Source organism: Sphaerotilus sp. (assembly GCF_034519685.1).
Taxonomy (GTDB): Bacteria; Pseudomonadota; Gammaproteobacteria; order Burkholderiales; family Burkholderiaceae_C; genus Sphaerotilus.
The window spans coordinates 1531938-1554249 of record NZ_JAXHOF010000006.1 but is presented as its reverse complement, the minus strand read 5'-3'; the positions used below and the strand labels follow the sequence as shown (position 1 = coordinate 1554249).

General features: G+C 69.5%; 21 protein-coding genes. 15 read left to right on the top strand and 6 right to left on the bottom strand.

Translation table 11 applies throughout. The annotated features are described in order from the left end of the window. The 4 genes from U5O44_RS18145 to U5O44_RS18130 all read right to left on the bottom strand — a co-directional run bounded on the left by U5O44_RS18145 (nt 1) and on the right by U5O44_RS18130 (nt 6567). Complete coding sequence (locus U5O44_RS18145) at nt 1-1317, bottom strand: diguanylate cyclase domain-containing protein (protein WP_322589804.1); 1317 nt, start codon at nt 1315-1317, stop codon at nt 1-3. Then, on the bottom strand, nt 1317-4022 hold the full coding sequence (locus tag U5O44_RS18140; RefSeq protein WP_322589803.1) for a response regulator: 2706 nt from the start codon (nt 4020-4022) through the stop codon (nt 1317-1319). Before U5O44_RS18140 ends, U5O44_RS18145 begins: the two co-directional genes overlap by 1 nt. 141 nt (nt 4023-4163) lie before the next feature. Continuing rightward, nucleotides 4164-5369: a CaiB/BaiF CoA transferase family protein gene (locus tag U5O44_RS18135; RefSeq protein ID WP_322589802.1), complete on the bottom strand. Its 1206-nt coding sequence runs from the start codon at nt 5367-5369 to the stop codon at nt 4164-4166. A 13-nt stretch (nt 5370-5382) separates the two neighbouring features. After that, on the bottom strand, nt 5383-6567 hold the full coding sequence (locus U5O44_RS18130; RefSeq protein WP_322589801.1) for an acyl-CoA dehydrogenase: 1185 nt from the start codon (nt 6565-6567) through the stop codon (nt 5383-5385). Between the two features lie 111 nt (nt 6568-6678). Between U5O44_RS18130 and U5O44_RS18125 the strand changes: the two genes are divergently transcribed. The 7 genes from U5O44_RS18125 to ybaK all read left to right on the top strand — a co-directional run bounded on the left by U5O44_RS18125 (nt 6679) and on the right by ybaK (nt 14445). Continuing rightward, on the top strand, nt 6679-7572 hold the full coding sequence (locus U5O44_RS18125; protein ID WP_322589800.1) for a LysR substrate-binding domain-containing protein: 894 nt from the start codon (nt 6679-6681) through the stop codon (nt 7570-7572). After that, nucleotides 7569-8123, top strand: a complete 555-nt coding sequence (locus U5O44_RS18120; RefSeq protein WP_322589799.1) for a phosphoethanolamine transferase domain-containing protein — start codon at nt 7569-7571, stop codon at nt 8121-8123. The genes U5O44_RS18125 and U5O44_RS18120 overlap by 4 nt, the downstream gene beginning before the upstream one ends. Nucleotides 8124-8288: 165 nt before the next feature. Then, nucleotides 8289-9161: a transporter substrate-binding domain-containing protein gene (locus U5O44_RS18115; protein ID WP_322589798.1), complete on the top strand. Its 873-nt coding sequence runs from the start codon at nt 8289-8291 to the stop codon at nt 9159-9161. Beyond that, entirely contained in the window at nt 9158-12370 is a 3213-nt protein-coding gene (locus U5O44_RS18110; protein ID WP_322589797.1) for a sensor domain-containing protein, read from the top strand. Before U5O44_RS18115 ends, U5O44_RS18110 begins: the two co-directional genes overlap by 4 nt. A 46-nt stretch (nt 12371-12416) precedes the next feature. After that, nucleotides 12417-13280 carry a 3',5'-nucleoside bisphosphate phosphatase gene (locus U5O44_RS18105; protein WP_416222195.1) on the top strand — a complete coding sequence of 288 codons (864 nt, stop codon included), beginning with the start codon at nt 12417-12419 and terminating at the stop codon, nt 13278-13280. Between the two features lie 19 nt (nt 13281-13299). Then, entirely contained in the window at nt 13300-13929 is a 630-nt protein-coding gene (locus U5O44_RS18100; protein ID WP_322589795.1) for an L-threonylcarbamoyladenylate synthase, read from the top strand. A 15-nt stretch (nt 13930-13944) separates the two neighbouring features. Beyond that, nucleotides 13945-14445 carry a Cys-tRNA(Pro) deacylase gene (gene ybaK / locus U5O44_RS18095; RefSeq protein WP_322589794.1) on the top strand — a complete coding sequence of 167 codons (501 nt, stop codon included), beginning with the start codon at nt 13945-13947 and terminating at the stop codon, nt 14443-14445. On the opposite strand, the gene U5O44_RS18090 is transcribed toward ybaK, so the two are convergent. Then, entirely contained in the window at nt 14446-15036 is a 591-nt protein-coding gene (locus U5O44_RS18090) for a Uma2 family endonuclease (protein WP_322589793.1), read from the bottom strand. A gap of 95 nt (nt 15037-15131) precedes the next feature. On the opposite strand from U5O44_RS18090, the gene plsY reads away from it, so the two are divergent. The 3 genes from plsY to U5O44_RS18075 are packed head-to-tail and all read left to right on the top strand — an operon-like array spanning nt 15132 to nt 16609. After that, complete coding sequence (plsY, locus tag U5O44_RS18085; protein ID WP_322589792.1) at nt 15132-15845, top strand: glycerol-3-phosphate 1-O-acyltransferase PlsY; 714 nt, start codon at nt 15132-15134, stop codon at nt 15843-15845. A gap of 18 nt (nt 15846-15863) precedes the next feature. Continuing rightward, the gene (locus U5O44_RS18080; protein ID WP_322589791.1) at nt 15864-16226 is read left to right on the top strand and encodes a RidA family protein; all 363 of its coding nucleotides are present in this window, start codon (nt 15864-15866) and stop codon (nt 16224-16226) included. Beyond that, nucleotides 16223-16609, top strand: coding sequence for a glutaredoxin family protein (locus U5O44_RS18075; RefSeq protein WP_322589790.1), 387 nt, complete (start codon nt 16223-16225; stop codon nt 16607-16609). Before U5O44_RS18080 ends, U5O44_RS18075 begins: the two co-directional genes overlap by 4 nt. Nucleotides 16610-16625: 16 nt before the next feature. Here the strand turns inward: U5O44_RS18075 and U5O44_RS18070 are convergent, their stop codons facing one another. Continuing rightward, on the bottom strand, nt 16626-17690 hold the full coding sequence (locus U5O44_RS18070; RefSeq protein ID WP_322589789.1) for an aldo/keto reductase: 1065 nt from the start codon (nt 17688-17690) through the stop codon (nt 16626-16628). A gap of 85 nt (nt 17691-17775) precedes the next feature. On the opposite strand from U5O44_RS18070, the gene U5O44_RS18065 reads away from it, so the two are divergent. From U5O44_RS18065 to U5O44_RS18045, 5 genes are all read left to right on the top strand, one after another. Beyond that, the gene (locus U5O44_RS18065; RefSeq protein WP_322589788.1) at nt 17776-18630 is read left to right on the top strand and encodes a DMT family transporter; all 855 of its coding nucleotides are present in this window, start codon (nt 17776-17778) and stop codon (nt 18628-18630) included. 4 nt (nt 18631-18634) lie between these two features. Continuing rightward, the gene (locus U5O44_RS18060; RefSeq protein WP_322589787.1) at nt 18635-19426 is read left to right on the top strand and encodes a 2OG-Fe dioxygenase family protein; all 792 of its coding nucleotides are present in this window, start codon (nt 18635-18637) and stop codon (nt 19424-19426) included. 4 nt (nt 19427-19430) lie between these two features. Next, nucleotides 19431-20405 (top strand): alpha/beta fold hydrolase, encoded by a 975-nt coding sequence (locus U5O44_RS18055; protein ID WP_322589786.1) that lies wholly within the window; start codon nt 19431-19433, stop codon nt 20403-20405. Nucleotides 20406-20504: 99 nt separating this feature from the next. Beyond that, nucleotides 20505-21609, top strand: a protein-coding gene (gene prfB, locus U5O44_RS18050) for a peptide chain release factor 2 (RefSeq protein WP_322589785.1) whose coding sequence is annotated in 2 segments (ribosomal slippage) — nt 20505-20585 and nt 20587-21609 — 1104 coding nt in all. Because the reading frame shifts where the segments join, the coding sequence is not laid out codon by codon here. A 38-nt stretch (nt 21610-21647) separates the two neighbouring features. Then, nucleotides 21648-22301 (top strand): HAD family hydrolase, encoded by a 654-nt coding sequence (locus tag U5O44_RS18045; protein ID WP_322589784.1) that lies wholly within the window; start codon nt 21648-21650, stop codon nt 22299-22301. The last annotated feature ends 11 nt before the right edge of the window (nt 22302-22312 follow it).

Here is a 22312-nt window from a genome sequence, read left to right as displayed (position 1 = left end):
TCAGCACACCGGCATGGCGCCGTACAGGCAGGCCTGGTCCCGGCCGTCGCGCTTGGCACGGTACATCGCCATGTCGGCGTGCTTGAGCAGTGTCACGGCCTCCAGGGCGTCGTCCGGAAACAGCGCGATGCCGATGCTGGTCGACAGTTGCACGGCGCCCGTCTCCAGCAGGAACGGCTGGCGCATCACCTGACCGATCCGGCGGGCCACGACCAGCGCATCGTCCGCGCCGGCGATGTCCAGGATCAGGGCCGTGAACTCGTCGCCCCCGAGCCGGGCGAACTCGATCTCCAGCCCGCCGGGGCTGGCCCGCGAGACCATGTCGGCCGGGCGCAGTTCCAGGCGGAAACGGTCCGCGGCTGTCTGCAGGATGGTGTCGCCCGCGGCATGCCCGAGGGAGTCGTTGACCGTCTTGAAGCCGTCAAGGTCCATGAACAGCACCGCCAGTTTCTGGCGCGTGTGGCTGGCACGGCCGATCTCGCGTCCCACCCGCTCCATGAACGACGACCGGTTCGGCAAGCCGGTGAGGCTGTCGAAGTAGGCCGCCCGCGCGATGCGCTGTTCGGCCTCCTTGCGCGCCGTGATGTCGCGGGCCAGCGCGATGACCCGCGGCGACTCCCCGACGACCGCTGCCTTGCGTGCCACGGACAGCTCGAACCAGCGCCGCCCCTGCGGCATCACCAGTTCGTACTGCTTGCCGAAGGACGTCCCCTGCTCCAGCGCCGTCTGCAAGGCCGAGCCGGCCACGGTGGCGGCGTCCCCGGGCATCACGTCCGCCAGCAAGCGTCCGACGAAGTGCTCCGGCGGCTGCATCAGCAGCGCCGATGGCGGCGAATGGCATTCGATGAAGCGCCCCTCGTGGTCCAGCTCGAACAGCAGGTCCGGGATCGCGGCCAGCACGGCCGCGTGGTCCGCCTGCGCCCGTCGCAGCGCGCGCAGGGTCTGGCTGCCCCGCAGCAGGTAGCGCACGCGGTGCCCGACCAGTGCCCAGTTCAGCGGCTTGGAGATGAAATCGGTGGCACCGGCCTCGTAGGCATGGTCGACCGACCGGAGATCGTCCATGCCGGTGACCATGACGATGGGCAGCACATCGCCCGCCTGCGCACGCAGCCGGGCACAGACCTCATAGCCGCTGAGGCCGGGCATCTCGACATCGAGCATCACGAGGTCCACCGGGGTGGTCTCGAACTGGCGCAGGGCATCCTGGCCATCCACCGCCAGCACGACCTCGTGGCCCGCCTTGCGCAGGGCGGCGCGCATCAGCAGGCGAGCCGTCAGGTCGTCGTCCACGACCAGGATCCGTGCGGAAACGAACATCAGGCAAGGTCCTTCATCATCAGTTCGCGCAAGGCCGCCACCGCACGGGCATGTTCGTGGCGCACCGGGGCGAGCAGGCGCTGGGCGTCGCTCAGCCGTGCTTCGCGGGCACAGCGCTCCAGCTCCCGATGGCCCGCGGACAAGGCCAGCGCGCCCACATTGGCCGCGCTCGACTTCATCGCGTGCGCCGCCTGGCCCAGCACGCCCAGGTCACCGTCGGCCAGCGCGGCCTCGATGCGCACCATCGCGGGCTCGGCACTCTCCAGGAAGGCCTCGAAGATCTCGCGCGCCAGGTCCATGCCGCCAGACTCGTCCAGCTCGCACAGCGACTCGATCACCTTGCGGTCGATGGCCGGCATCTCCCGTGCAGCGGCGGGCAACCAGCGCACCAGCACCGCCCTCAGACCCGCCAGGGTGTAAGGCTTGGCCAGGAAGGCGTCCATGCCGACACGCAGGCAGCGCTGCTCGTCGCCCTGCATGGCGTTGGCCGTGAGCGCGATGATCGGCAAGCCCTCGCCACGGCCGCCGGGCAACCCGCGGATCGCGGCCGTGGCCTCATAGCCATCCATCACGGGCATCTGGCAGTCCATCAGCACCAGGTCGAAGGCCTCGTCGCGCACCAGCGCCAGCGCCTCCCCACCATGGTTGGCCAGCATCATCGACAGGCCGAGCTTGCGCAGCATGGCCCTGGCCACGCTCTGGTTGACCGGGTTGTCCTCGACCAGCAGCACCCGCCCGCTCAACAACTCCGGCGCATCGGCCCGCGCAGGCCCTGCCACCTGCCGCGCCGGGACCGCCCCCGCCAAGGCCTCCGGGGGCTCGGACTCCAGCAGGGCCGTGACGACCCGCAGCAGGTCGTTGCGCCGTACCGGCTTGTTCAGATAGCGCAGCACGCCGCAGGCCTGGCGCGCCGCCTGGTCGGCATTGGCATACGTGGAGCTGAGCATCATCAGCCGCGTCACGGCCAGCGCAGGATGCTGCTGGATCGCAGTCGCCAGCGCCAGGCCATCCATGTGCGGCATGTGCAGGTCGAGGATGCCGAGCTGGAACGGCGCCCCCTCCTGCGCAGCCTCCGCCATTGCGACCAGCGCCTGCGCGCCACCATCGACACAGCGCACCTGCATCCCCCAGCCCTGGAGCTGCTGCTGCAGGATGTGGCGGTTGGTCTCGTTGTCGTCCACCACCAGCGTGCGCACACCGTCGAGCGCGCGGGGCACAGGAGCAGGGGTGAACGGCACCACGGCCACGGGCAGGCACAGCTCGATGGTGAAGGTCGCCCCCTGCCCCGGCGTGCTGTCCACGCGGACCGTGCCGCCCATCCGTGTCAGCAGCCGACGGCAGATCGCCAGCCCCAGCCCCGTGCCACCAAAGCGGCGGGTGGTGGAGCCGTCGGCCTGCGAGAAATGGTCGAAGATCTTGGCCTGTGCCTGCGGCGCGATGCCGATGCCGGTGTCCTCGACGCACACGCGCAGCGCGACCTCCAGCGCATCGCGCGCCACCACCCGCACCCGCACCACCACCTCCCCCTCGTCGGTGAACTTCACCGCGTTGCCGATCAGATTGGAGATGACCTGGCGCAGGCGAAAGGGATCCCCGCGCACCCCCAGCCCCAGCCGCAGGTCGTCCGGCAGGACATCGACCGCGAGTTCCAGACCCTTGGATTCCGCCGGCTGGACGAACATGGCCAGCGCATCCTCCACCACGTCGACCAGATTGAAGTCAACCGCCTCCAGCTCCAGGAAGCCAGATTCGATCTTCGAGAAGTCGAGGATGTCGTTGATGACCCCGAGCAGATGGCGCCCGGACGACTCCACCGCCTCGGCCCAGGCGCGCTGGCGCGGATCCAGCACGCTGTCGAGCAGCAGCTCGTTCATGCCGAGCACACCATTCATCGGTGTGCGGATCTCGTGGCTCATCGTCGCCAGAAACTCGCTCTTGGCCTGGCTGGCCGCCTCGGCGGCGTCCTTGGCCCGCAGCAGCTCGCCCGTGCGCTGCTGCACCTGGGCCTCCAGATCGTCCCGGTGGGCGGCCAGACTGGCATCGCGTTGCCGGATCTGGGCCAGCATGTCGTTGAAGCCCTGGGCGAGCCGGTCCAGCTCCGTGATGTCGCTGGCGGGCGCGCGCACGGAGCAGCCCACATCCTCCGACACCTGCACCATCAGCCGGTTCAGCCCCGTCAGGGGCGTCAGGATCGATGCGTTCAGCCGCCGGAGCAGTCGCTCGCTGGCGAACATGGCAAGCGCGCCGGCCAGCAGCATGATGAACAGGTGGGCCGCGGTGCGTCGGTACAGCTCGGTGAGGTCGGTCTCCAGCGCCAGGAGGCCGGACAGCTTGTCCTCGAACATCACCGGCTGGATCGTCAGCAGGTGCGCCGGAAGCAGGCCGGCGATCTTGTCATCCACGTCATCCGTGCCGCGGAGATACCGGGCCATGACCTGCCCGTCCGGTGTGCGCAGATGGGCACTCAGGACATGGGGCGAGCTGCGCAAGGTCTGCAGGATGGCGCTCGCGGCCTTGGCATCCTGGAACACCACGGCGGCGATCACGTTGCCCGCCACGATCCGGGACTGGACCCGGCTGATGTCGCGCACCTCCATCAGTTCGAGCACGAAGGTGCTGAACGCGATGATGGCGCCGAAGACGAGGACCGCCACGGCCAGCGTCAGCCGGTTGATGCGCTGCAGGCGCTGGGACAGGGTGGTCATGGAAGATCCTGCCCAGCCCTGCCACTGGCACTGGCAGCGGGTGCGTTCATGGTGTCTGCATGGGTTTCTTGAAGTCACCCGATGCTAGACAGCCCCGCCCGCCGGTGGCTGCCGGAATAGGCGGGCAGGAGCGCCGCTGTTTCAGCGGCGCGGCAGGTCGGCGTCGACGCCCAGCCAGTCCGCCAGCACCTCGCCCGTGTGCGCGCCCAGCACCGGCGGCGCCGACCGGTACACCACCGGCGTCGCCGACAGGCGGATCGGGTTGGCCACCCCCGGGACTGTGCCCGCCACCGGGTGCGGCAACGCAACCCGCAGCCCGCGCGCCACCACCTGCGGATCGGCAAACACCTCGTCGATCCGGTTGATCGGCCCGCAGGGCACGGCGCGCGACTCCAGCGCGGCAACCCATTCGCGGGTCGTGCGCACCACGGTGGCTTGCCGGAGCAGCGGGATCAGCACCGTCCGGTTCGCCACCCGCGCCGCGTTGGTGGAAAACCGCATGTCCGTCGCCCATTCGGCGTGGCCCGCCACCTCGCAGAAGCGCGCGAACTGTCCGTCATTGCCGATGGCCAGGATCATGTCGCCGTCCGCGGTCGGGAAGTCCTGGTACGGCACGATGTTCGGGTGCGCGTTGCCCATGCGGCCGGGCACCCGGCCGGAGATCAGGTGGTTGCCCGCCTGGTTCGCCAGCGCGGCCACCTGCACATCGAGCAGCGCCAGGTCGATGTGCTGGCCCTCGCCGGTGCGCTCGCGGTGCTGCAGCGCGGCGAGGATGCCGATGGTGGCGTGCAGCCCGGTCATCACGTCGGTCAGCGCGACCCCCACCTTCTGCGGCCCGGCGCCCTCCTCCGCGTCGCTGCGGCCGGTGATGCTCATCAGGCCGCCCATGCCCTGGATCAGGAAGTCGTAGCCCGCACGCGGCGCGTACGGCCCGGTCTGGCCAAAGCCGGTGATCGAGCAGTAGATCAGCCGCGGGTGACGGGCGCACAGGGTGATGTGGTCCAGCCCGTACTGCCGCAGCCCGCCGACCTTGAAGTTCTCCAGCACCACGTCGGCTTCGGCCGCCAGCCGCTGCAGCAGCGCCTGCCCGTCCGGCGTGGCCATGTCGATGGCGACCGAGCGCTTGTTGCGGTTGGCGCAAAAGAAGTACGCAGCGTCCGAGGTGTCGCGCCCATCCGCGTCCTTCAGCCACGGCGGCCCCCAGGCGCGGGTATCGTCGCCCGCCCCGGGACGCTCGACCTTGACCACATCGGCCCCCAGGTCGGCCAGCATCTGCCCCGCCCACGGCCCGGCGAGCACGCGGGACAGGTCGAGCACCTTCAGGCCGTTCAGCGCGGTCGGGGTCATCGGCGCGCCCCGCTCAGAACGCCGGGATGCCGGTGATCGCGCGGCCGAGGATCAGCGCGTGGATGTCGTGCGTGCCCTCGTAGGTGTTGACGACTTCGAGGTTGACGAGGTGGCGCGCCACGCCGAACTCGTCCGAGATGCCGTTGCCGCCGAGCATGTCGCGCGCGGTGCGGGCGATGTCGAGCGACTTGCCGCAGGAGTTGCGCTTCATGATCGAGGTCAGGTCGATCGCCGCCGAGCCCTCGTCCTTCATCCGGCCCAGGCGCAGGCAGCCCTGCAGCCCCAGCGCGATCTCGGTCAGCATGTCGGCCAGCTTCTTCTGGATGAGCTGGTTGGCGGCCAGCGGCTTGCCGAACTGCTTGCGGTCCATCGTGTACTGGCGCGCCGTCTCGAAGCAGAACTCGGCCGCGCCCAGCGCGCCCCAGGCGATGCCGTAGCGGGCGCTGTTCAGGCAGGTGAACGGCCCCTTCAGGCCGCGCACCTCGGGGAAGGCGTTTTCCTCGGGGCAGAACACGTTGTCCATCACGATCTCGCCGGTGATCGACGCCCGCAGCCCCACCTTGCTGTGGATGGCCGGCGCGCTCAGACCCTTCCAGCCCTTCTCCAGCACGAAGCCGCGGATCTGGCCCTCGTCGTCCTTGGCCCAGACCACGAACACGTCGGCGATCGGCGAGTTGGTGATCCACATCTTCGAGCCGGTCAGCGCGTAGCCGCCGTCGACCTTGCGGGCGCGGGTGACCATGCTGCCGGGGTCGGAGCCGTGGTCGGGCTCGGTCAGGCCGAAGCAGCCGATCCACTCGCCGGTGGCCAGCTTCGGCAGGTATTTCTGCTTCGTCGCCTCGTTGCCGAATGCGTTGATCGGCACCATCACCAGCGACGACTGCACGCTCATCATCGAGCGGTAGCCCGAATCGACCCGCTCCACCTCGCGCGCCACCAGGCCGTAGCAGACATAGTTCAGGCCCGCGCCGCCGTACTGCTCGGGGATCGTGGAACCCAGCAGGCCCAGCTCGCCCATTTCGCGGAAGATCGCCACGTCGGTGGTCTGGTTCCGGAAGGCGTCGGTCACCCGCGGCATCAGCTTGTCCTGGCAGTAGGCGCGGGCCGCGTCGCGCACGGCCCGCTCGTCGTCGGTGAGCTGTGCGTCGAGCAGCAGCGGGTCTTGCCATTGGAAGGAAGCGCGGGCGGGGTGGGCCATGTGGAGATCTCCAAGTTCTGTGCGTGCATATCCTAGAGGTCGATCGCCCCGGATTCAAACGAGAATATTGCACCTAGCCCTTCGATAACCGCACTCCGTGATCCGGACACCGTGAAACGCCGCATCCCCAGCACCGCCGCGCTTGTCGCGTTCGACGCCTCGGCACGCCACGAGAGCTTCACCCGCGCGGCCGAAGAGCTAGCGCTGACACAGAGCGCCGTGTGCCGGCAGGTCGCCGGCCTGGAGGGCATGCTCGGCGTGAAGCTGTTTCGCCGCACACGCCGTGGCGTGAAACTCACCGACGAGGGCCGCAGCTACGCAGGCCGCATCGGCGAACGGCTCGACGCCCTGGAACGCGACACGCTGGAGCTGATGGCGGGCGCGAGCGGGCTGCCCGTGATCGATCTGGCGGTGGTGCCGACCTTCGGAACCCGCTGGCTGCTGCCGCGGCTGCCGCAGTTCATGCCCGGCGCGGTGCAGATCAACCTGCACACCCGCACCCGCCCCTTCCTCTTCGACGACACCCATTTCGACGCCGCCATCTACGCCGGCGACGGCCATTGGCCGGGCTGCATCACGCGCAAGGTGCTGGCCGAGCGCCTGATCGCCGTCTGCAGCCCGGCCCTGCTCTTTCCCCAGGACACCCCCATCACACTGGACCGGCTGTCGCACCTGCCGCTGCTGCAGCAGACCACGCGGCCACATGCCTGGCGCCGCTGGTTCGAGGCCGCCGGGCTGGCGTGTGAAGGCGATCTGCGCGGCCCGCGCTACGAGCAGTTCTCGATGAGCGTGCAAGCGGCCGTGCTGGGGCTGGGCGTGGCGCTGGTGCCCGATTTCCTGGTGGCCGACGAGCTGGCCCAAGGGCGCCTGTGCCAGGCGGTCCCGCAGGCCCACGACAGCGACCGCGCCTACTACTTCGTGGTGCCCGAGGGCCGCGAGCACGAGCCGCTGCTGGTCCGTTTCGGCCGCTGGCTGGCCGATTCGGCCGCGGACCCCACCCTGTGACGCGGACCCGCACCCCGCAGAGCCCGCACCGCCTGGCTGTGTTCGGCAGCGTGTGGCTGGCCTGCGCCGGCCAGTGGCCGCTGTGGCAGACACTGGCCGCCCTGCCGGAGCTGGCGGACGGCCGCGCCACGGTGTTCATTGGCTCGACCATGGTGCTGCTGGCGGCCGTGCTCACGCTGGTGTTCAGTCTGCTGGCCTGGCCGCGGGTGATCCGGCCGGCGCTGAGCATGGCGCTGCTGGGCAGCGCCTGGGCCACGCACGGGACGGCACACCCGCTGGGCCTGCCGGCACCCATGCTGTTGCTGCTGCTGGCCGGCCTACCGCTGGTCTGGCTGTGGAGCCGACCGGTGGCGCGGGCCAGCGACACCTGGACGCAGCTGCTGCACAACCTCGGCGTGGCCATGGCAGCAGCCGGCGTGGCGACCGCCGTGCTGATTCTCAGCGTCGCCGACTTCTCGTGGATGTGGCTGCAACATGCCGAACTCATCGAATTGCTGGGCCCGGTGCGGCTCTGGCGGAAGCTGCTGCCAGTAGAAAATGTCTTGTTTTGAGACAAGCGGGGACCGGCCGGCCATGCAGTCCGGCCACCATGGTCACGCCGATTTGATTAAATGCGCAGATGTTCCGATAAGCCGGCACAAGCGTACCCACCCGTCCTTGTCGCCTCTCTCCTCCAGCAGCAGCAGCAACGATCGAATGAACAAGGGACCCCACCGATGCGTCGGCGCCTGATGGCCTGGAGTGCGCTGGTCGTGGTCGTGGCAGCCGCGGCCATGGCACTGATCTTCCAGACCCTGTCGGACCGCCGCAGCAGCGACAGCGGCTCGCCGCTGCGCGCGGGCTATGCCCTGGAGGCCCCCTATGCCTACCGCGATGCCAGCGGCGATCTGCGGGGCGAAGCGGTCGACACGCTGCGCGCGGCGTTGCAGCGCGCCGGTCTGCCAGAGCCGGTGTGGGTGCACGTCGAGTTCCCCCGCCTGCTGCACGAACTGCGCAGCGGCCGCATCGACGTCATCGCCGCGGGCATGTTCATCACGCCGGAGCGCGCCGCCCAGGCCGAATTCACCCGGCCGACCACGTCGGTGCGCATGGGCCTGCTCGTGCCCAGCGGCAACCCGCTAGGTCTGCATGCGCTGGGTGACCTGCGCCGGGTGGATGGCGCCACCAGACTGGCGGTGCTGGATCGCTCGGTGGAGCTGGACCGGGCACGCGAGGCTGGCCTGACCGAGGCGCAGCTGCTGCGCCTGCCCGACGCCGGCAGCGCCCTGGCCGCCGTGCGCTCGGGTCAGGCCGCGGCTTTCGCGCTCTCGGCGCCATCGCTGCGCTGGGCCCTGCGCGAGTGGCCGGCACTGGAGATGGCAGAGCCCTTCACGACTCCGCTGCACGAGGGAAAGCCGGACATCGGTTTCCCGGCCTTCGTGTTCCGGACTGGCGACCCGCGCCGCGCCCGTCTCGACCAGGCCCTGGCGGGCTACCTCGGCAGCGCCGACCACTTGCGCGCGGTGGCCGACTATGGCTTCGCCGCGAACGACATCGCCGCAGCCCATGGCCTGGATCCCACCCGGCTCGGCAAGGGAGCCGCACCGTGACCGCGCCGCGCCGTCCACCCGCCGGCCGCATGCTCGGCGTGACCGCAGTGTTCGGGGTGCTCTGCCTGTGCCTGATCGCCTGGGCGGATCTGCGCTGGCGGGCCACGCTGGTCGACACCAGCCGCCCGGCCCAGCTGATCCACCAGGTCCGTCTGCACCTGCGCACCGCCGAACTGCAGGCCGAGCGGCTGCTCCACGACGACAGCAGTGCCAGTGCATCGCGTGTCGACGCCGAACTGGACAATGCCCATGCACTGGCGACCACGCTCCAGACGCAGATCCGGGCCATGGACCACGGCAGCAGCGCGACATCGGACGCGCTGATCGCGGCCGCAGACCGGTTCGTCCGTCTGGTCGACCAGACCCGACAGGCGCTGCGGATCCGCATCACCGATCCCCCGGGACAACCCGCCACCGCCCTGCGCGCACTGCACCTGGACGTCGACAGCGCCGTGATGGACATGGAGCGCCTGGCCGATGTGCTGCAGCAGGACCGGCTGCGCCAGCAAGGCATGCTGAGCCTGGCCACGCTGGTGCTGATCGCACTCGGCACGCTCACGCTGCTGCTGCTGCAGTGGCGCCACGCCCGCCAGCGCGACCACATGCTCGACGAGCTGGCACGCAGCGAGGCCCACCTGCGCGCGCTGGCCGGAGCGATGCCGGACGTCTCCTTCGTGCTGGATGCCCAGGGAACCTATCTGGAGGTGTATGGCCAGTCGGACAAGCTGATGGCCCCCCCGGAGACCCTGATCGGACGGCGCTACCACGAGTTCCTGCCAGCCGAAGCCGCCCAGCGCATCGACGCCATCCTGCGGCGCACCCTGGCCACGCGCGAAGTCACCCACACCGAGTACAGCCTCGAACTCGACGGCCAGACCCACTGGTTCGAAGCCCGTGCACACGCCCTGCCCAGCGGGGATGACCGTGTCGTCGCGATCAGCTGGGACATCAGCGAGCGCAAGCACAGCGAGGAGCGCATCCAGACGCTGAGCCGCCTCTACAGTTTCCTGAGCCAGGTCAACCAGTCGATCGTCTGGACCCGATCGCCCGCCGAGCTGTTCGAGCGCATCTGCACGGTCGCCCTGAGCCATGGCCATTTCACCATGGCCTGGGTGCTGGAGCCCGATGCACGGTCGGAGGCGCTATTGCCCGTGCACCAGGCCGGCGATCCGCAGAAGACGGCCCCCGCCCACCGCCCTTGCCGTCTGCGCCTGGACACGCCGAACACCGACACCGTCCACCCGGCACTGCGCACCTGGCTGAGCGGCCACCCGCGCTGGGACGTCCCTGCCGGCTCGCTGACCCAGGCCGTCACGCTCCCGGTGACGTGCAACGCCAGCATCGCCGCCGTGCTGGTGCTGGTGCGGGCACATTTCGATCCGCAGGACACCGAGGAGCAGACGCTGTTCCGTGAAGTCGCCACCGACATGTCCTACGCGCTGACGCAGTTCCACCAGCGCGAACAGTGGCGTGAAGGCGAGGACCGCAACCGGCTCCACGCCGCTGCGCTCGAAAGCACGCAGGACGGCGTCATCGTCTCTGACATGCGCCGCACCATCGTCTCGGTCAACCGGGCCTTCACCGAGATCACCGGCTACAGCCAGACGGACGCCGTCGGCCAGACCACCGACTTCCTGGGCGCGGACAGCCAGGACGACGGCACCCATGCGCAGCTGCGCGAGGGCATCCTGCAGCACGGCCGCTGGCAAGGCGAACTCCGCAGTCGGCGCAAGGACGGCACCCGCCAGGTGCTCTGGAGTTCGGTGGCCACCGTCTCGGATGCCAGCGGCCTGCCGACGCACCTGGTCACGGTCTTCACCGACATCACGAAACAGAAGGACGTCGAATCCCGGCTGAAGCAACTGGCCCATGTCGACAGCTTGACCGGGCTGCCCAACCGGCTGATGGTGCTCTCGCGCATGCAGCATGCGCTGGCGGCGGCGCAGCGCCAGCACCACAAGGTGGCGGTGCTCTACATCGACCTGGACAACTTCAAGCACGTCAACGACAGCCTCGGCCACAACGCCGGCGATCAGCTGCTGCTCGGCGTCGCCCAGCGCCTGGCGCAGCGCACGCGGCGCGACGACACGCTGGGCCGGCTCGGCGGCGACGAGTTCATCCTGTTGCTGGAGACACTCCGCGAAGGCGAGGACGCCGCGGCGGTGGCGCAGGAGCTGCTGCAGCTGCTGGCGCGCCCCTTCGATGTCGGCCCGAGCGAGGTCTATGTGCAGGCCTCGATCGGCATCAGCCTCTATCCGGACGATGGCACCGAGGTCGACGACCTGCTGCGCGATGCCGACAGCGCCATGTACCAGGCCAAACGGGCCGGGCGCGGCACGTACCGCTATTACACCGAAGCGCTGACCCAGGCCGCGCAGGTGCGCCTGCAGCTCGACACCCGGCTGCGCCGCGCGCTGGAGCGTGGCGAGTTCGAACTCTGGTACCAGCCGCTGTACCGGCTTGGCGATCGGCGCCTGATCGGCCTGGAAGCCTTGGTCCGGCTCCACCAGCCGGGCTTGCCCCCGGTCGGACCAGCCGAATTCATCCCCGTGCTGGAAGACACCGGGCACATCGTCGCGCTGGGCGAGTGGGTCACGAACGAGGCCTGCCGGCAGGGACGCGCCTGGCTGGACGAGGGCCTGTCCTTCGGGCGCATCGCGGTCAACATCTCCGCGGTCGAGATGCAGCGGGGCGGCACGGTCGCCCGGGTGCAGAGGGCCCTGGACGCCCACAGCCTGCCGGCCGAGTGCCTGGAGCTGGAAATCACCGAATCGGGGCTGATGCAGCAGGGCGAGCACAGCGAAGCCTTCCTGCACAGCCTGCGCGCCATGGGAGTCCAGCTCGCCATCGACGATTTCGGCACGGGCTATTCCTCGCTCTCGCACCTGAAGCGTTTCCCCGTGGGAAAGCTCAAGATCGACCGCAGCTTCATCCGCGACCTGATGACCGACAGCGCCGATGCGCAGCTCGTCAACGCCATGGTCGCGATGGGCCGCAGCCTGGGCATCTCGGTGCTGGCCGAAGGCGTCGAGACCGAGGCCCAGATGCAGCAGCTGCAGCACATCGGCTGCGAGGCGGCGCAGGGTTACTTCTTCGGGCGGCCAGAGCCGGCTGCCACGGCCCGCCGCTGGCTGATCGACGCCCGCGAGGCACAGCCGGGCGCTGCGCCAGCCGCTGCGGCAGGCAGCGAAGTCTGGCCCGTGATCTGATGGCCGCGTCAGCGCAACGCGGCAGACAGCCTCCTACAATGTGCCGGTGAACATCTTCAATGCCGACCTGCACTGCCACTCGACCGTCTCCGACGGCACACTGAGTCCCGAGGCCCTGGCCGAGCGCGCCAGCGCCAACGGCGTCGAGCTGTGGGCGCTGACCGACCACGACGAGATCGGCGGTCAGCAGCGCGCCCTGGATGCGGCGCGGGCCCTGGGACTGCCGCACCTGACCGGGGTCGAGGTCTCGGTGACCTTCGCGGGCGAGACAGTGCACATCGTCGGCCTGGGCTTCGACCACCACGACGCGGACCTCTGCCAAGGGCTGGCCGCCACCCGCGGCGGCCGCGAGGAACGGGCCCGCGAGATGGCGGCCGAGCTGCGCAAGGTCGGCATCCCCGGCGCCTTCGAGGGCGCGCTGAAATATGTCGGCAACCCGGACCTGATCTCGCGCACCCATTTCGCGCGCTACCTGGTCGAGACCGGGCGCTGCAGCGACACCAACGACGTCTTCCGCAAGTACCTGGCCGACGGCAAGCCCGGCTATGTCCCCCACCGCTGGGCGGGTCTGGGCGACGCCGTGCGCTGGATCACCCAGGCCGGCGGCGTGGCCGTCATCGCCCACCCCGGGCGCTACCACCGCTTCTCGCCGACCACCGAATTTGCGCTCTTCTCCGAATTCAAGGAGCACGGCGGCCAGGGCGTGGAAGTCGTCACCGGCAGCCACACCACGGCCGAATATGGCAAATACGCGGCGATGGCCATCGAGTTCGGTCTGGCGGCCTCGCGCGGCAGCGACTTCCACTCGCCCGCCGAAAGCCGCACCGACCTCGGCAAGCTGCCCCACCTGCCCGCCCAGCTGACCCCGGTGTGGGAGCTGCTTGCCGAACGCATCTCGCACCCGGCCTGATCCACCTGCCCGCCCTGCCATGGCCGCCCAGTACTTCGAAGTCCACCCCGACAACCCGCAGCCGCGCCTGCTGCGCCAGGCCGTCGCGATCCTCGCCGCAGGCGGCGTCGCGGCGATCCCGACCGATTCCAGCTACGCCCTCGTCTGCCACCTTGACGACAAGGCGGCCGTCGATGCGCTGCGCCGGGCCCGCGGCGTGGACGACAAGCACCACCTGACGCTGCTGTGCCGCGACCTGTCGGAGCTGGCGAGCTACGCCAAGGTCGACAACAAGCAGTACCGTCTGCTCAAGAGCGCCACCCCCGGCCCCTACACCTTCGTGCTGGAAGCCACCAAGGAAGTGCCGCGCCGCGTCTCGCACCCTTCGCGGCGCACCATCGGTCTGCGGGTGCCGGACCATGTCATCGCCCAGGAACTGCTCGGCCTGCTGGGCCAGCCGCTGCTGTGCACCACGCTGATCCCGCGCGGCGAAACCGAGCCGCTCAACGACGCCGAGGAGATCCGCGAGCGCTACGACCACCTGATCCAGGCCGTGGTCGACTCCGGCGCCTGCCCGGCCGAGCCGACCTCGGTGATCGACCTGAGCGGCGGTGATCCGGTGGTGATCCGTGTCGGACGGGGTGATCTGGCAGCACTCGGGCTGGCCTGAAACACCGAAGGCGACATGGCGAAGAAGAGCGCCCACGTCAGCGAGACCCCGGCCACGCAGTGGCTCAAGGCCCATGCTGTGCGCTACACCGAACACCCGTATGACTATGTCGACCATGGCGGCACGGCCGAATCCGCCCGCCAGCTCGGCGTGGACGAACACGCGGTGGTCAAGACACTGGTGATGCAGGACCAGGATGCCAAACCGCTGGTCATCCTGATGCACGGCGACCGGCAGGTCAGCACCAAGAACCTGGCACGCCAGATCGGTGCCAAGAAGGTCGAGCCCTGCAAGCCCGAGGTGGCGCAGCGCCACAGCGGCTTCCTGGTTGGCGGCACGTCGCCGTTCGGGTTTCGCAAGGCGGTGCCGGTGTACGTGGAGGCGACCGTGCTGGATGCCGAGCGGATCTACATCAACGGTGGCCGGCGTGGCTACCTCGTCGGCATCGACCCGGCGGTGCTGACCGGAACGCTGGGCGCCATCGCGGTGCAGGCCGCCGAGCCGGTCAAGGTCTGATCAGGTCGTACGGGGCGCACCGGTGTCCGTGTCCTCGTAGAACGCCTCGATCGGCAGGCTCAGGTCCACGCTGGCGAGCGTGACCGTGTCGCCGGGGCCAGCCGGGTGCAGCACCCACAAGCCTTCCGCATTGCGCCGGAACAGATCGACGTGGACACGGTCCTGCTCGATCAACAGATATTCCTGCAGACTCGGCAGGCGCTGGTACTGCTCGAATTTGAGGCCGCGGTCGTAGGCCGCAGTGCTGTCTGACAGCACTTCGGCCACCAGGCGCGGCGCTGTCTTGTGGGTTTCGCGCTCGGGACTCAGATCCACCGGGTCACAGGTGACGAACACGTCCGGGTAGAACGCGGCGTCCGCGGCTTCGACGCGGACTTTCACGCCTTCGATGTGGGTACGGCATGGCGTGCCGCGCAGCGCGCCTTTGAGAAAGAACGCAAAGTTGAGCGCAATCGTGTTGTGCGTGCTGCGCGCCCCGGTCATCGCGAAGACTTCTCCGGCGACGAACTCGTGGCGCTCAGGCTGTTCGGCCTCCCAGTCGAGGTAGGCATCAAAATCGAAGGCTGGCTTCGCTAGCGGCATGGCAGACATGGTGGCAGGCTCCCGGACGACGCTGTGATCTTACCGCCGCACCAGCCACCGCCTTACACTGGCAGACTGTCCCCCAGCTCCCTCCCGCTCATCCCATGACCACGCTCTGGATCGTGGTGGCCGTCGTGGCTGCCTACCTCATCGGCTCGCTTTCGTTCGCCGTCATCATCAGCAAGTCGATGGGCCTGGATGACCCGCGCAGCTACGGCTCGGGCAACCCCGGCGCCACCAATGTGCTGCGCTCGGGCAACAAGAAGGCCGCCGTGCTGACGCTGGTGTTCGACGCGCTCAAGGGGCTGATCCCCGTGCTGCTGGTGCAGCTGTTCGGTGCCCGGGCCGGTTTCGGCGATGGCACGGCGGCACTGGTCGGACTGGCAGCATTCCTGGGGCACCTGTGGCCGGTGTTCTTCCGTTTCGAGGGCGGCAAGGGCGTGGCCACTGCGGCCGGCGTGCTGCTGGGCTTCAACGTCTGGCTGGGGCTGGCGACGCTGGCGGTGTGGGGGCTGGTGGCCTATGGGTCGCGCTATTCCTCGCTGGCGGCGCTGGTCGCGGCGGTGGCGGCGCCGGTGATCCAGACCCTCGTCTGGGGTCCGTCCACGGCGACGCTGGCGATCGTGGTGATGTGCCTGCTGCTGATCTGGCGGCACAGCGCCAACATCAGCAAGCTGATGCAGGGGACCGAAAGCCGCATCGGCCAGAAGGCAGCCGCCCCCGCCACAGAAGCGGGCAAGTCCGCCACGCCTCGCCCGGCCAGGTCGGCCAGCAAGCCCCCGCGTGGCGCACGGCAGCACCGCAAGCAGACCCACTGACCCACAACCGCCCCCACCATGACCACCCTGCAACGCTTCGACGTCGGCGCCCGCCTCTCCGAGATGGCGGTCCACAACGGCACGGTCTACCTGGCCGGACAAGTCCCCGACGACGCCACCCAGGACATCCGCGGCCAGACCGCGCAGGTGCTGACGATGATCGACCGGCTGCTGGCGCGTGCCGGCAGCGACAGGACACGGCTGTTGATGGTGCAGATCTACCTGGCCGACCTCGCCGACTTCGACGGCATGAACGCGGTCTGGGACGCCTGGGTGCCCGCCGGCCACACCCCACCACGTGCCACCGTGCAAGCCCGGCTTGCCAGACCAGAATGGAAGATCGAGGTCGTCGCCACCGCCGCGACAGGGGTTGCTGAATGAGCGGCCCGACCCGACCCTCCTGGTGGCAGCGGCTGCGCCAGAGCGGCATCCTGGCGGTACTCGTGGTCGGCGTGGTCGCCTGGGGTCTGGGCCGGGTCGTCCAGACACAGGTGCAGGGCGATCAGGCCGAGGCCCTGCGCGCCGTGGCCCGGCCGGGCGACATCCGCATGATCTCGTCGGTGACCTGCATCTTCTGCACGAAGGCACGCCAGTACATGACGGAGCACCGGATTCCGTTCGAGGAATGCCTGATCGAGCGGGATCCGGTGTGCCTGGCCGACTACAAGCGCCTGGGGGCGTCCGGTACCCCGACGCTGCTGGTGCGCGGCCAGCGCCACCTCGGTTTCGACCCGCAACGGGTCGCGGCAGCGCTGGGCAACTGAACGAGCCTTCGGCGCCTCAGATCGCCGGATCGCCGAAGCGGCGGCGCAGCGCGTCGATCTGCGCCAGCAGCTCGGGACTGAGCTGCACATCCCACGCCGCCACATCCTCTTCGAGCTGCGCCACGCTGGTCACGCCGATGATGGTGCTGGCCACCGACCAGCGCCGGTAGCAGAAGGCCAGCGCGAGCTGCGTCGGTGTCAGGCCGTGCTCGCGGGCCAGCGTGTTGTAGGCGCGGGCGGCTTCGAGCGCTTCGGGACGGGCCCAGCGCTGCTTCTTCATGCTGGCGAACAGGGCGAGCCGACCCGGCTGGTGCTGCGCGTCATGGAGACCCACCGCGTCATATTTGCCCGTCAGCAGCCCGAAGCCCAGCGGCGAGTAGGCCAGCAGCGACACGTCATGCCGGTGCATCGCCTCGTCCAGCCCGTTGTCGGGCACGCGGTTGACGAGGCAGTAGGCGTTCTGCACCGTGGCGATGCGCGGCAGGCCGGCGCGCTCGGCCACGTGGATGAACTCGCACACGCCGTAGGACGTCTCGTTGGACACGCCGACCGCGCGCACCTTCCCGTCGCGCACCAGGCGCTGCAGGGCTTCGAGCTGCGCCTCGATGCTGCTGCCGGGCTGGTCGCGGCGGGCCGGGTCGTAATACGTCGCGCCGAACGCCGGCACGGCGCGCACCGGCCAGTGGATCTGGTAGAGGTCGATCACGTCCGTCTGCAGGCGGCGCAGGCTGCCCTCGCAGGCCGCCACGATGTCCTCGGGCGTGAGGTCGGCACTGCCGTTGCGGATCCACGGCATGCCACGCGACGGGCCGGCCACCTTGGTCGCCAGCGTCACCTTGCGGCGCGCCTCCGGACGGCTGGCGAACCAGTTGCCGAGGATGGTCTCGGTCTTGTTGTAGGTCTCCGGGCGCGGCGGCACGGCGTACATCTCGGCCGTATCGATGAAATCGATGCCGAGTTCGAGCGCGCGGTCGAGGATGGCGAAGGCGGTCGGCTCGTCGACCTGTTCGCCGAAGGTCATCGTGCCGAGGCAGATCGGGCTGACGCGCAGGTCGCTGCGGCCGAGGGTGACGGGTTGCATGCGGGAGGTCTCCTGGACAGGGTCGGCTGAGGTGATCGGCTATCTTAGGGGGATGAACCGATCCGCGCTGCGCACCGACCTCCTCATGCTCCTCACCGCCGCCATCTGGGGCTCGACCTTCGTCGCGCAGCAGATGGGCATGGACACGGTGGGCCCGTTCACCTACACCGGCGCGCGGATGCTGCTGGGCGCGGCGCTGGTGGCGCCCTTGTGGTGGTGGCGCGGCGGGCCGTTCGCGTCGGTGCCGCTGGTGCCGAGCCAGGGCGTGCTGGGGGCCGGTGCGCTGCTGGGCCTCGTGCTGTTCATCGCGATCAACCTGCAGCAGGTCGGCCTGCTCGGCACCTCGGTCAGCAACGCCGGCTTCATCACCGGGCTCTACGTCGTGCTGGTGCCGGTGCTGATGCGGCTGGGCGGGGCCGCGGTGTCGCGCCAGGTCTGGATCGCCGTCACGGTGGCCACGCTGGGCATGTACCTGCTGAGCGTGAAGGCCGACGCCACCATCGCCCCCGGCGACTGGCTGCAGCTCGGTGGCGCACTGATGTGGGCAGTGCACATGCTGCTGGTCGGTCATCTGGCACGCAGGCACGACCCGCTCAGGCTGTCGGTGCTGCAGTACCTCGTCGCAGGGGTACTGTCGATGCTGGTGGCGCTCGGCCGGGAGACGATCACGCTCGACGGTGTGCTGCAGGCCGGCGGCGCCATCGCCTGGGGCGGTGTGCTGTCGATCGGCGTGGCCTACACGCTGCAGGTCATCGCGCAGCGCGACGCCCTCGCCTCGCACGCCGCCGTGATCTACAGCAGCGAGGGACTGTTTTCGGCCATCGGCGGCTGGGTGATGCTCAACGAGCAGCTCGCGCTGCGCGGCTGGCTGGGGGCGCTGCTGATCTGTGCGGCCATGGTGCTGGCGCAATGGCAGCCCGCAGAGGCCAAGGCAGAATGACCGGATGCTCCCCACCTTCTCCCACCCCGACGCGCTGACCGGCCCCGAGAGCGCCCAGGCCGCCGACCACCTGCGCACCCAGGGTTTCGCGCGCCTGTCGCCCGACGCACTGGCCGTGGCGACCGGCGTCCCGCTCGACGCGCTGCACGGCCTCGACCCGTTCTGGCACGACCTGCCGCCCGACCAGCACCTCAAGGACGGCGGCCGCTACCGCCGCCGTCGCCATGGCAGCTTCGTGCAGGACACGCGCGCCGGCACGCTGACAGCGGTGCCGCACCGCCCGCACTGGCAGCCGACCACCTACAACGCCCTGCATGGCGGCATGCTGCGCGACTTCGCGCCGCTCGCCCCGGCCATGGCCGCCTCGCCCGCCTTCCTCGCCGTCGTGCAGCACCTGGGCGACGTCTTCGCCGCCGCCGCGCACGACACGCCCAGCGAGCCACCCTTCGACGGCCGCTGGTGCATCGAAGCCCACCCCTTCCGCATCGACACGACCGGCGGCGTCGGCCGCCCCACCCCGGAAGGCGCGCACCGCGACGGCGTCAACTTCGTCGCCGTGCTGCTGGTGGCGCGCGAGGGCGTGCTGGGCGGCGAGACACGCGTGTTCCAGGCGGACGGCCCGCTCGGCGTGCGCTTCACGCTGGACCAGCCGTGGAGTGCGCTGCTGCTCGACGATCCGCGCGTGGTCCATGAAAGCACGCCCATCCAGCCCGACGGCGCTGCGGGCTGGCGCGACACGCTGGTGCTGACCTATCGCGCCGGTGACTTCCAGGATCCGCCCCGCCCCGTAGAGTGAGGGCATGACCACGCCCTCTCCTTTGCCCTATGCCGCGCGCCGCGCGGCGCGCTCGCTGTTCGTGCCGATCCGCGGCCTGCGCTACCACGTGATGGCCTGGGGCGACCCGTCGATGGTCACGCCCGAGGCGCCGCCCCTGGTACTGGTACATGGCTGGATGGACGTGGGCGCATCGTTCCAGTTCGTGGTCGATGCACTGGATGCGCTGGGCGCCGCAGGCGGCCCGCCGCGCTACATCATCGCACCGGACTGGCGCGGCTTCGGCCTGAGCGAAAGCGCTCCGTCGGGCGGCGGGACGGACACGTTCTGGTTCCCGGACTACCTCGGTGATCTGGACGCCTTGCTGCGCTCACCCGGACTGGGTCTGCAGCACGAACCGACGGTCGATCTGGTCGGCCACAGCATGGGCGGCAACGTCGTGATGCTCTACGCCGGCATCCGCCCGGAGCGCATCCGCCGGCTGGTCAACCTCGAAGGTTTCGGCCTGCCGCAGAGCCACCCCGCCCAGGCACCGCGCCGCTACGCCCAGTGGCTCGACCAGCTGCGCACACCGGCCGAGCTGCGCGACTACGACAGCCTGGACGCCGTGGCCAGCCGTCTGCGCAAGAACAACCCGCGCCTGCGCAGCGACTTCGCGGACTGGCTGGCGCCGCACTGGTCGCGCCGCAACGCCGCCGGTCGCTGGGAAATCCTCGGCGATCCGGCGCACAAGCAGGTCAACCCGCAGCTCTACCGCAAGGAGGAGGTGCTGGCCTGCTGGGCGAAGATCACAGCACCAGTCCTGTGGGTCGAAGGTGACGAGACGGACGTGACGAAATGGTGGGGCGACCGCTTCCCGCGGGCGGACTTCGAGTCGCGGCTGGAGGCTGTGCCCGTGCTGACGCGGCACCTGCTCAGCCCCTGCGGCCACATGCTGCACCACGACCAGCCCGAAGCACTGGCCGTCCGTCTGGCCGAGCACCTCGGTTACACCGGCTGAACAGCCACCACCCTGCGTTTTCGCGGGGGCGTCCATGCCAAAATCGCGCCTTTCGCGTGCCGACGCCTTCGGCACGCCGCAGACAGCATCGAGCGACCCATGGACATCGAACGCATCAACGCCATTGGCAACACCCTGGCCGACCTCAGCGAGCGCACGAACGCGCTAAGGGGGTATCTTTGACTACGAACGCAAAGGCCTGAGACTGGAAGAAGTCAACGCCGCGCTGGAAAACCCCGCGGTGTGGAACGACCCGAAGCGTGCCCAGGAACTGGGCAAGGAAAAGCGCTCGCTGGAGACCGTCGTCGGCACGATCGACCACCTCACGGGCCAGATCTCCGACAACACCGAACTCTTCGAGATGACGAAGGACGAGGAGGATTTCGACTCGCTGACGACCATCGAGACCGAAGCCGCCGCACTGCGCGACATCGTCGAGAAGCTCGAATTCCGCCGCATGTTCTCGAACCCGGCCGATCCGATGAACTGCTTCGTCGACATCCAGGCGGGTGCGGGTGGCACGGAGGCGTGCGACTGGGCGTCGATGCTGCTGCGCCAGTACCTGAAGTACTGCGAGCGCAAGGGCTTCACCGCCACGGTCGAGGACATCACCGAGGGCGACACCGCCGGCATCAAGAGCGCGACCATCAAGGTGGAAGGCGACTACGCCTTCGGTCACCTGCGCACCGAGACCGGCGTGCACCGCCTGGTGCGCAAGTCGCCGTTCGACTCCTCGGGCGGGCGCCACACCTCGTTCGCGTCGCTGTTCGTCTACCCGGAGATCGACGACTCGATCGAGATCGACATCAACCCCTCGGACGTGCGCACCGACACCTTCCGGGCCTCGGGCGCGGGCGGTCAGCACATCAACAAGACCGACTCGGCGGTGCGGCTGACGCACATCCCGACCGGCATCGTCGTGCAGTGCCAGGACGGCCGCAGCCAGCACAGCAACCGTGACGTGGCGTGGAAGCGCCTGCGCTCGCGGCTGTACGACCACGAGATGCGCAAGCGCATGGAAGAGCAGCAGAAGCTGGAAGACACCAAGACCGACGTGGGCTGGGGCCACCAGATCCGCAGTTACGTGCTGGACAACAGCCGCATCAAGGATCTGCGCACCAACGTGGAAATCTCGGCGACGCAGAAGGTGCTGGATGGCGATCTGGATGCGTTCATCGAGGCGAGTCTGAAACAGGGGCTGTGATCACCCGTCGGTGATCCGGTCCACGCAGGGGAATTTCGATGACATTGGCCGCACTGCTGTTCGACATGGACGGCACCCTGATCGACAGCATGCCGCTGCACGAACGCTCCTGGGCACTCTGGCACGCCGAGACCGGCCTGCCCTACGACGAGGCCGGCTTTTTCGCCGCCACGGCGGGGCGGACCAACCTCGAAATCCTGCGCGACCTGTTTCCAGCGCAGGGCGAGGAGGCGTTGCAGGCGATGGCCGCCCGCAAGGAAGCCCTCTACCGCGAGATCGCCGAGCGCGAGCTGACGCTGATCGCCGGCGCGCGCGAGGTGATCGCCCAGGGACGCGCCCGCGGGCTGAAGATCGCCATCTGCACCGCCGCGCCGCCCGAGAACATCGCCATCGCCTTCGCCCGCTTCGGGCTGGGCGCGCTGGTCGACACCGTCACCAGCCCCGCCGACGGCCTGCGCGGCAAGCCGCACCCGGACATCTTCCTGGAAGCCGCGCGCCGCATCGGGGTGGCGCCGGCGCAGTGCCTCGTCTTCGAGGACGCCCCGCTGGGCATCGAGGCGGCGCGCAACGGCGGCATGGCGGCGGTCGTGCTGACCACCACGCTGCCGGCGCAAGCCTTCGCGGGTTACGACAACGTGCTCCAGTCGATCGCCGATTTCACCGATTACACCCTGCCGCCCAGCCTGGGCTGACAACAAGAGAC

Bases quoted from the DNA above. Each gene is read 5' to 3' on its own strand.
- U5O44_RS18080 (WP_322589791.1), top strand. From the start codon at position 15,864: ATGACCACCCTGCAACGCTTCGACGTCGGCGCCCGCCTCTCCGAGATG.
- U5O44_RS18075 (WP_322589790.1), top strand. From the start codon at position 16,223: ATGAGCGGCCCGACCCGACCCTCCTGGTGGCAGCGGCTGCGCCAGAGC.
- U5O44_RS18070 (WP_322589789.1), bottom strand. From the start codon at position 17,690: ATGCAACCCGTCACCCTCGGCCGCAGCGACCTGCGCGTCAGCCCGATC.
- U5O44_RS18130 (WP_322589801.1), bottom strand. From the start codon at position 6,567: ATGGCCCACCCCGCCCGCGCTTCCTTCCAATGGCAAGACCCGCTGCTG.
- U5O44_RS18055 (WP_322589786.1), top strand. From the start codon at position 19,431: ATGACCACGCCCTCTCCTTTGCCCTATGCCGCGCGCCGCGCGGCGCGC.
- U5O44_RS18045 (WP_322589784.1), top strand. From the start codon at position 21,648: ATGACATTGGCCGCACTGCTGTTCGACATGGACGGCACCCTGATCGAC.
- plsY (WP_322589792.1), top strand. From the start codon at position 15,132: ATGACCACGCTCTGGATCGTGGTGGCCGTCGTGGCTGCCTACCTCATC.
- U5O44_RS18065 (WP_322589788.1), top strand. From the start codon at position 17,776: ATGCTCCTCACCGCCGCCATCTGGGGCTCGACCTTCGTCGCGCAGCAG.
- U5O44_RS18100 (WP_322589795.1), top strand. From the start codon at position 13,300: ATGGCCGCCCAGTACTTCGAAGTCCACCCCGACAACCCGCAGCCGCGC.
- U5O44_RS18140 (WP_322589803.1), bottom strand. From the start codon at position 4,022: ATGACCACCCTGTCCCAGCGCCTGCAGCGCATCAACCGGCTGACGCTG.
- U5O44_RS18115 (WP_322589798.1), top strand. From the start codon at position 8,289: ATGCGTCGGCGCCTGATGGCCTGGAGTGCGCTGGTCGTGGTCGTGGCA.
- U5O44_RS18145 (WP_322589804.1), bottom strand. From the start codon at position 1,317: ATGTTCGTTTCCGCACGGATCCTGGTCGTGGACGACGACCTGACGGCT.
- U5O44_RS18090 (WP_322589793.1), bottom strand. From the start codon at position 15,036: ATGTCTGCCATGCCGCTAGCGAAGCCAGCCTTCGATTTTGATGCCTAC.
- ybaK (WP_322589794.1), top strand. From the start codon at position 13,945: ATGGCGAAGAAGAGCGCCCACGTCAGCGAGACCCCGGCCACGCAGTGG.
- U5O44_RS18135 (WP_322589802.1), bottom strand. From the start codon at position 5,369: ATGACCCCGACCGCGCTGAACGGCCTGAAGGTGCTCGACCTGTCCCGC.
- U5O44_RS18060 (WP_322589787.1), top strand. From the start codon at position 18,635: ATGCTCCCCACCTTCTCCCACCCCGACGCGCTGACCGGCCCCGAGAGC.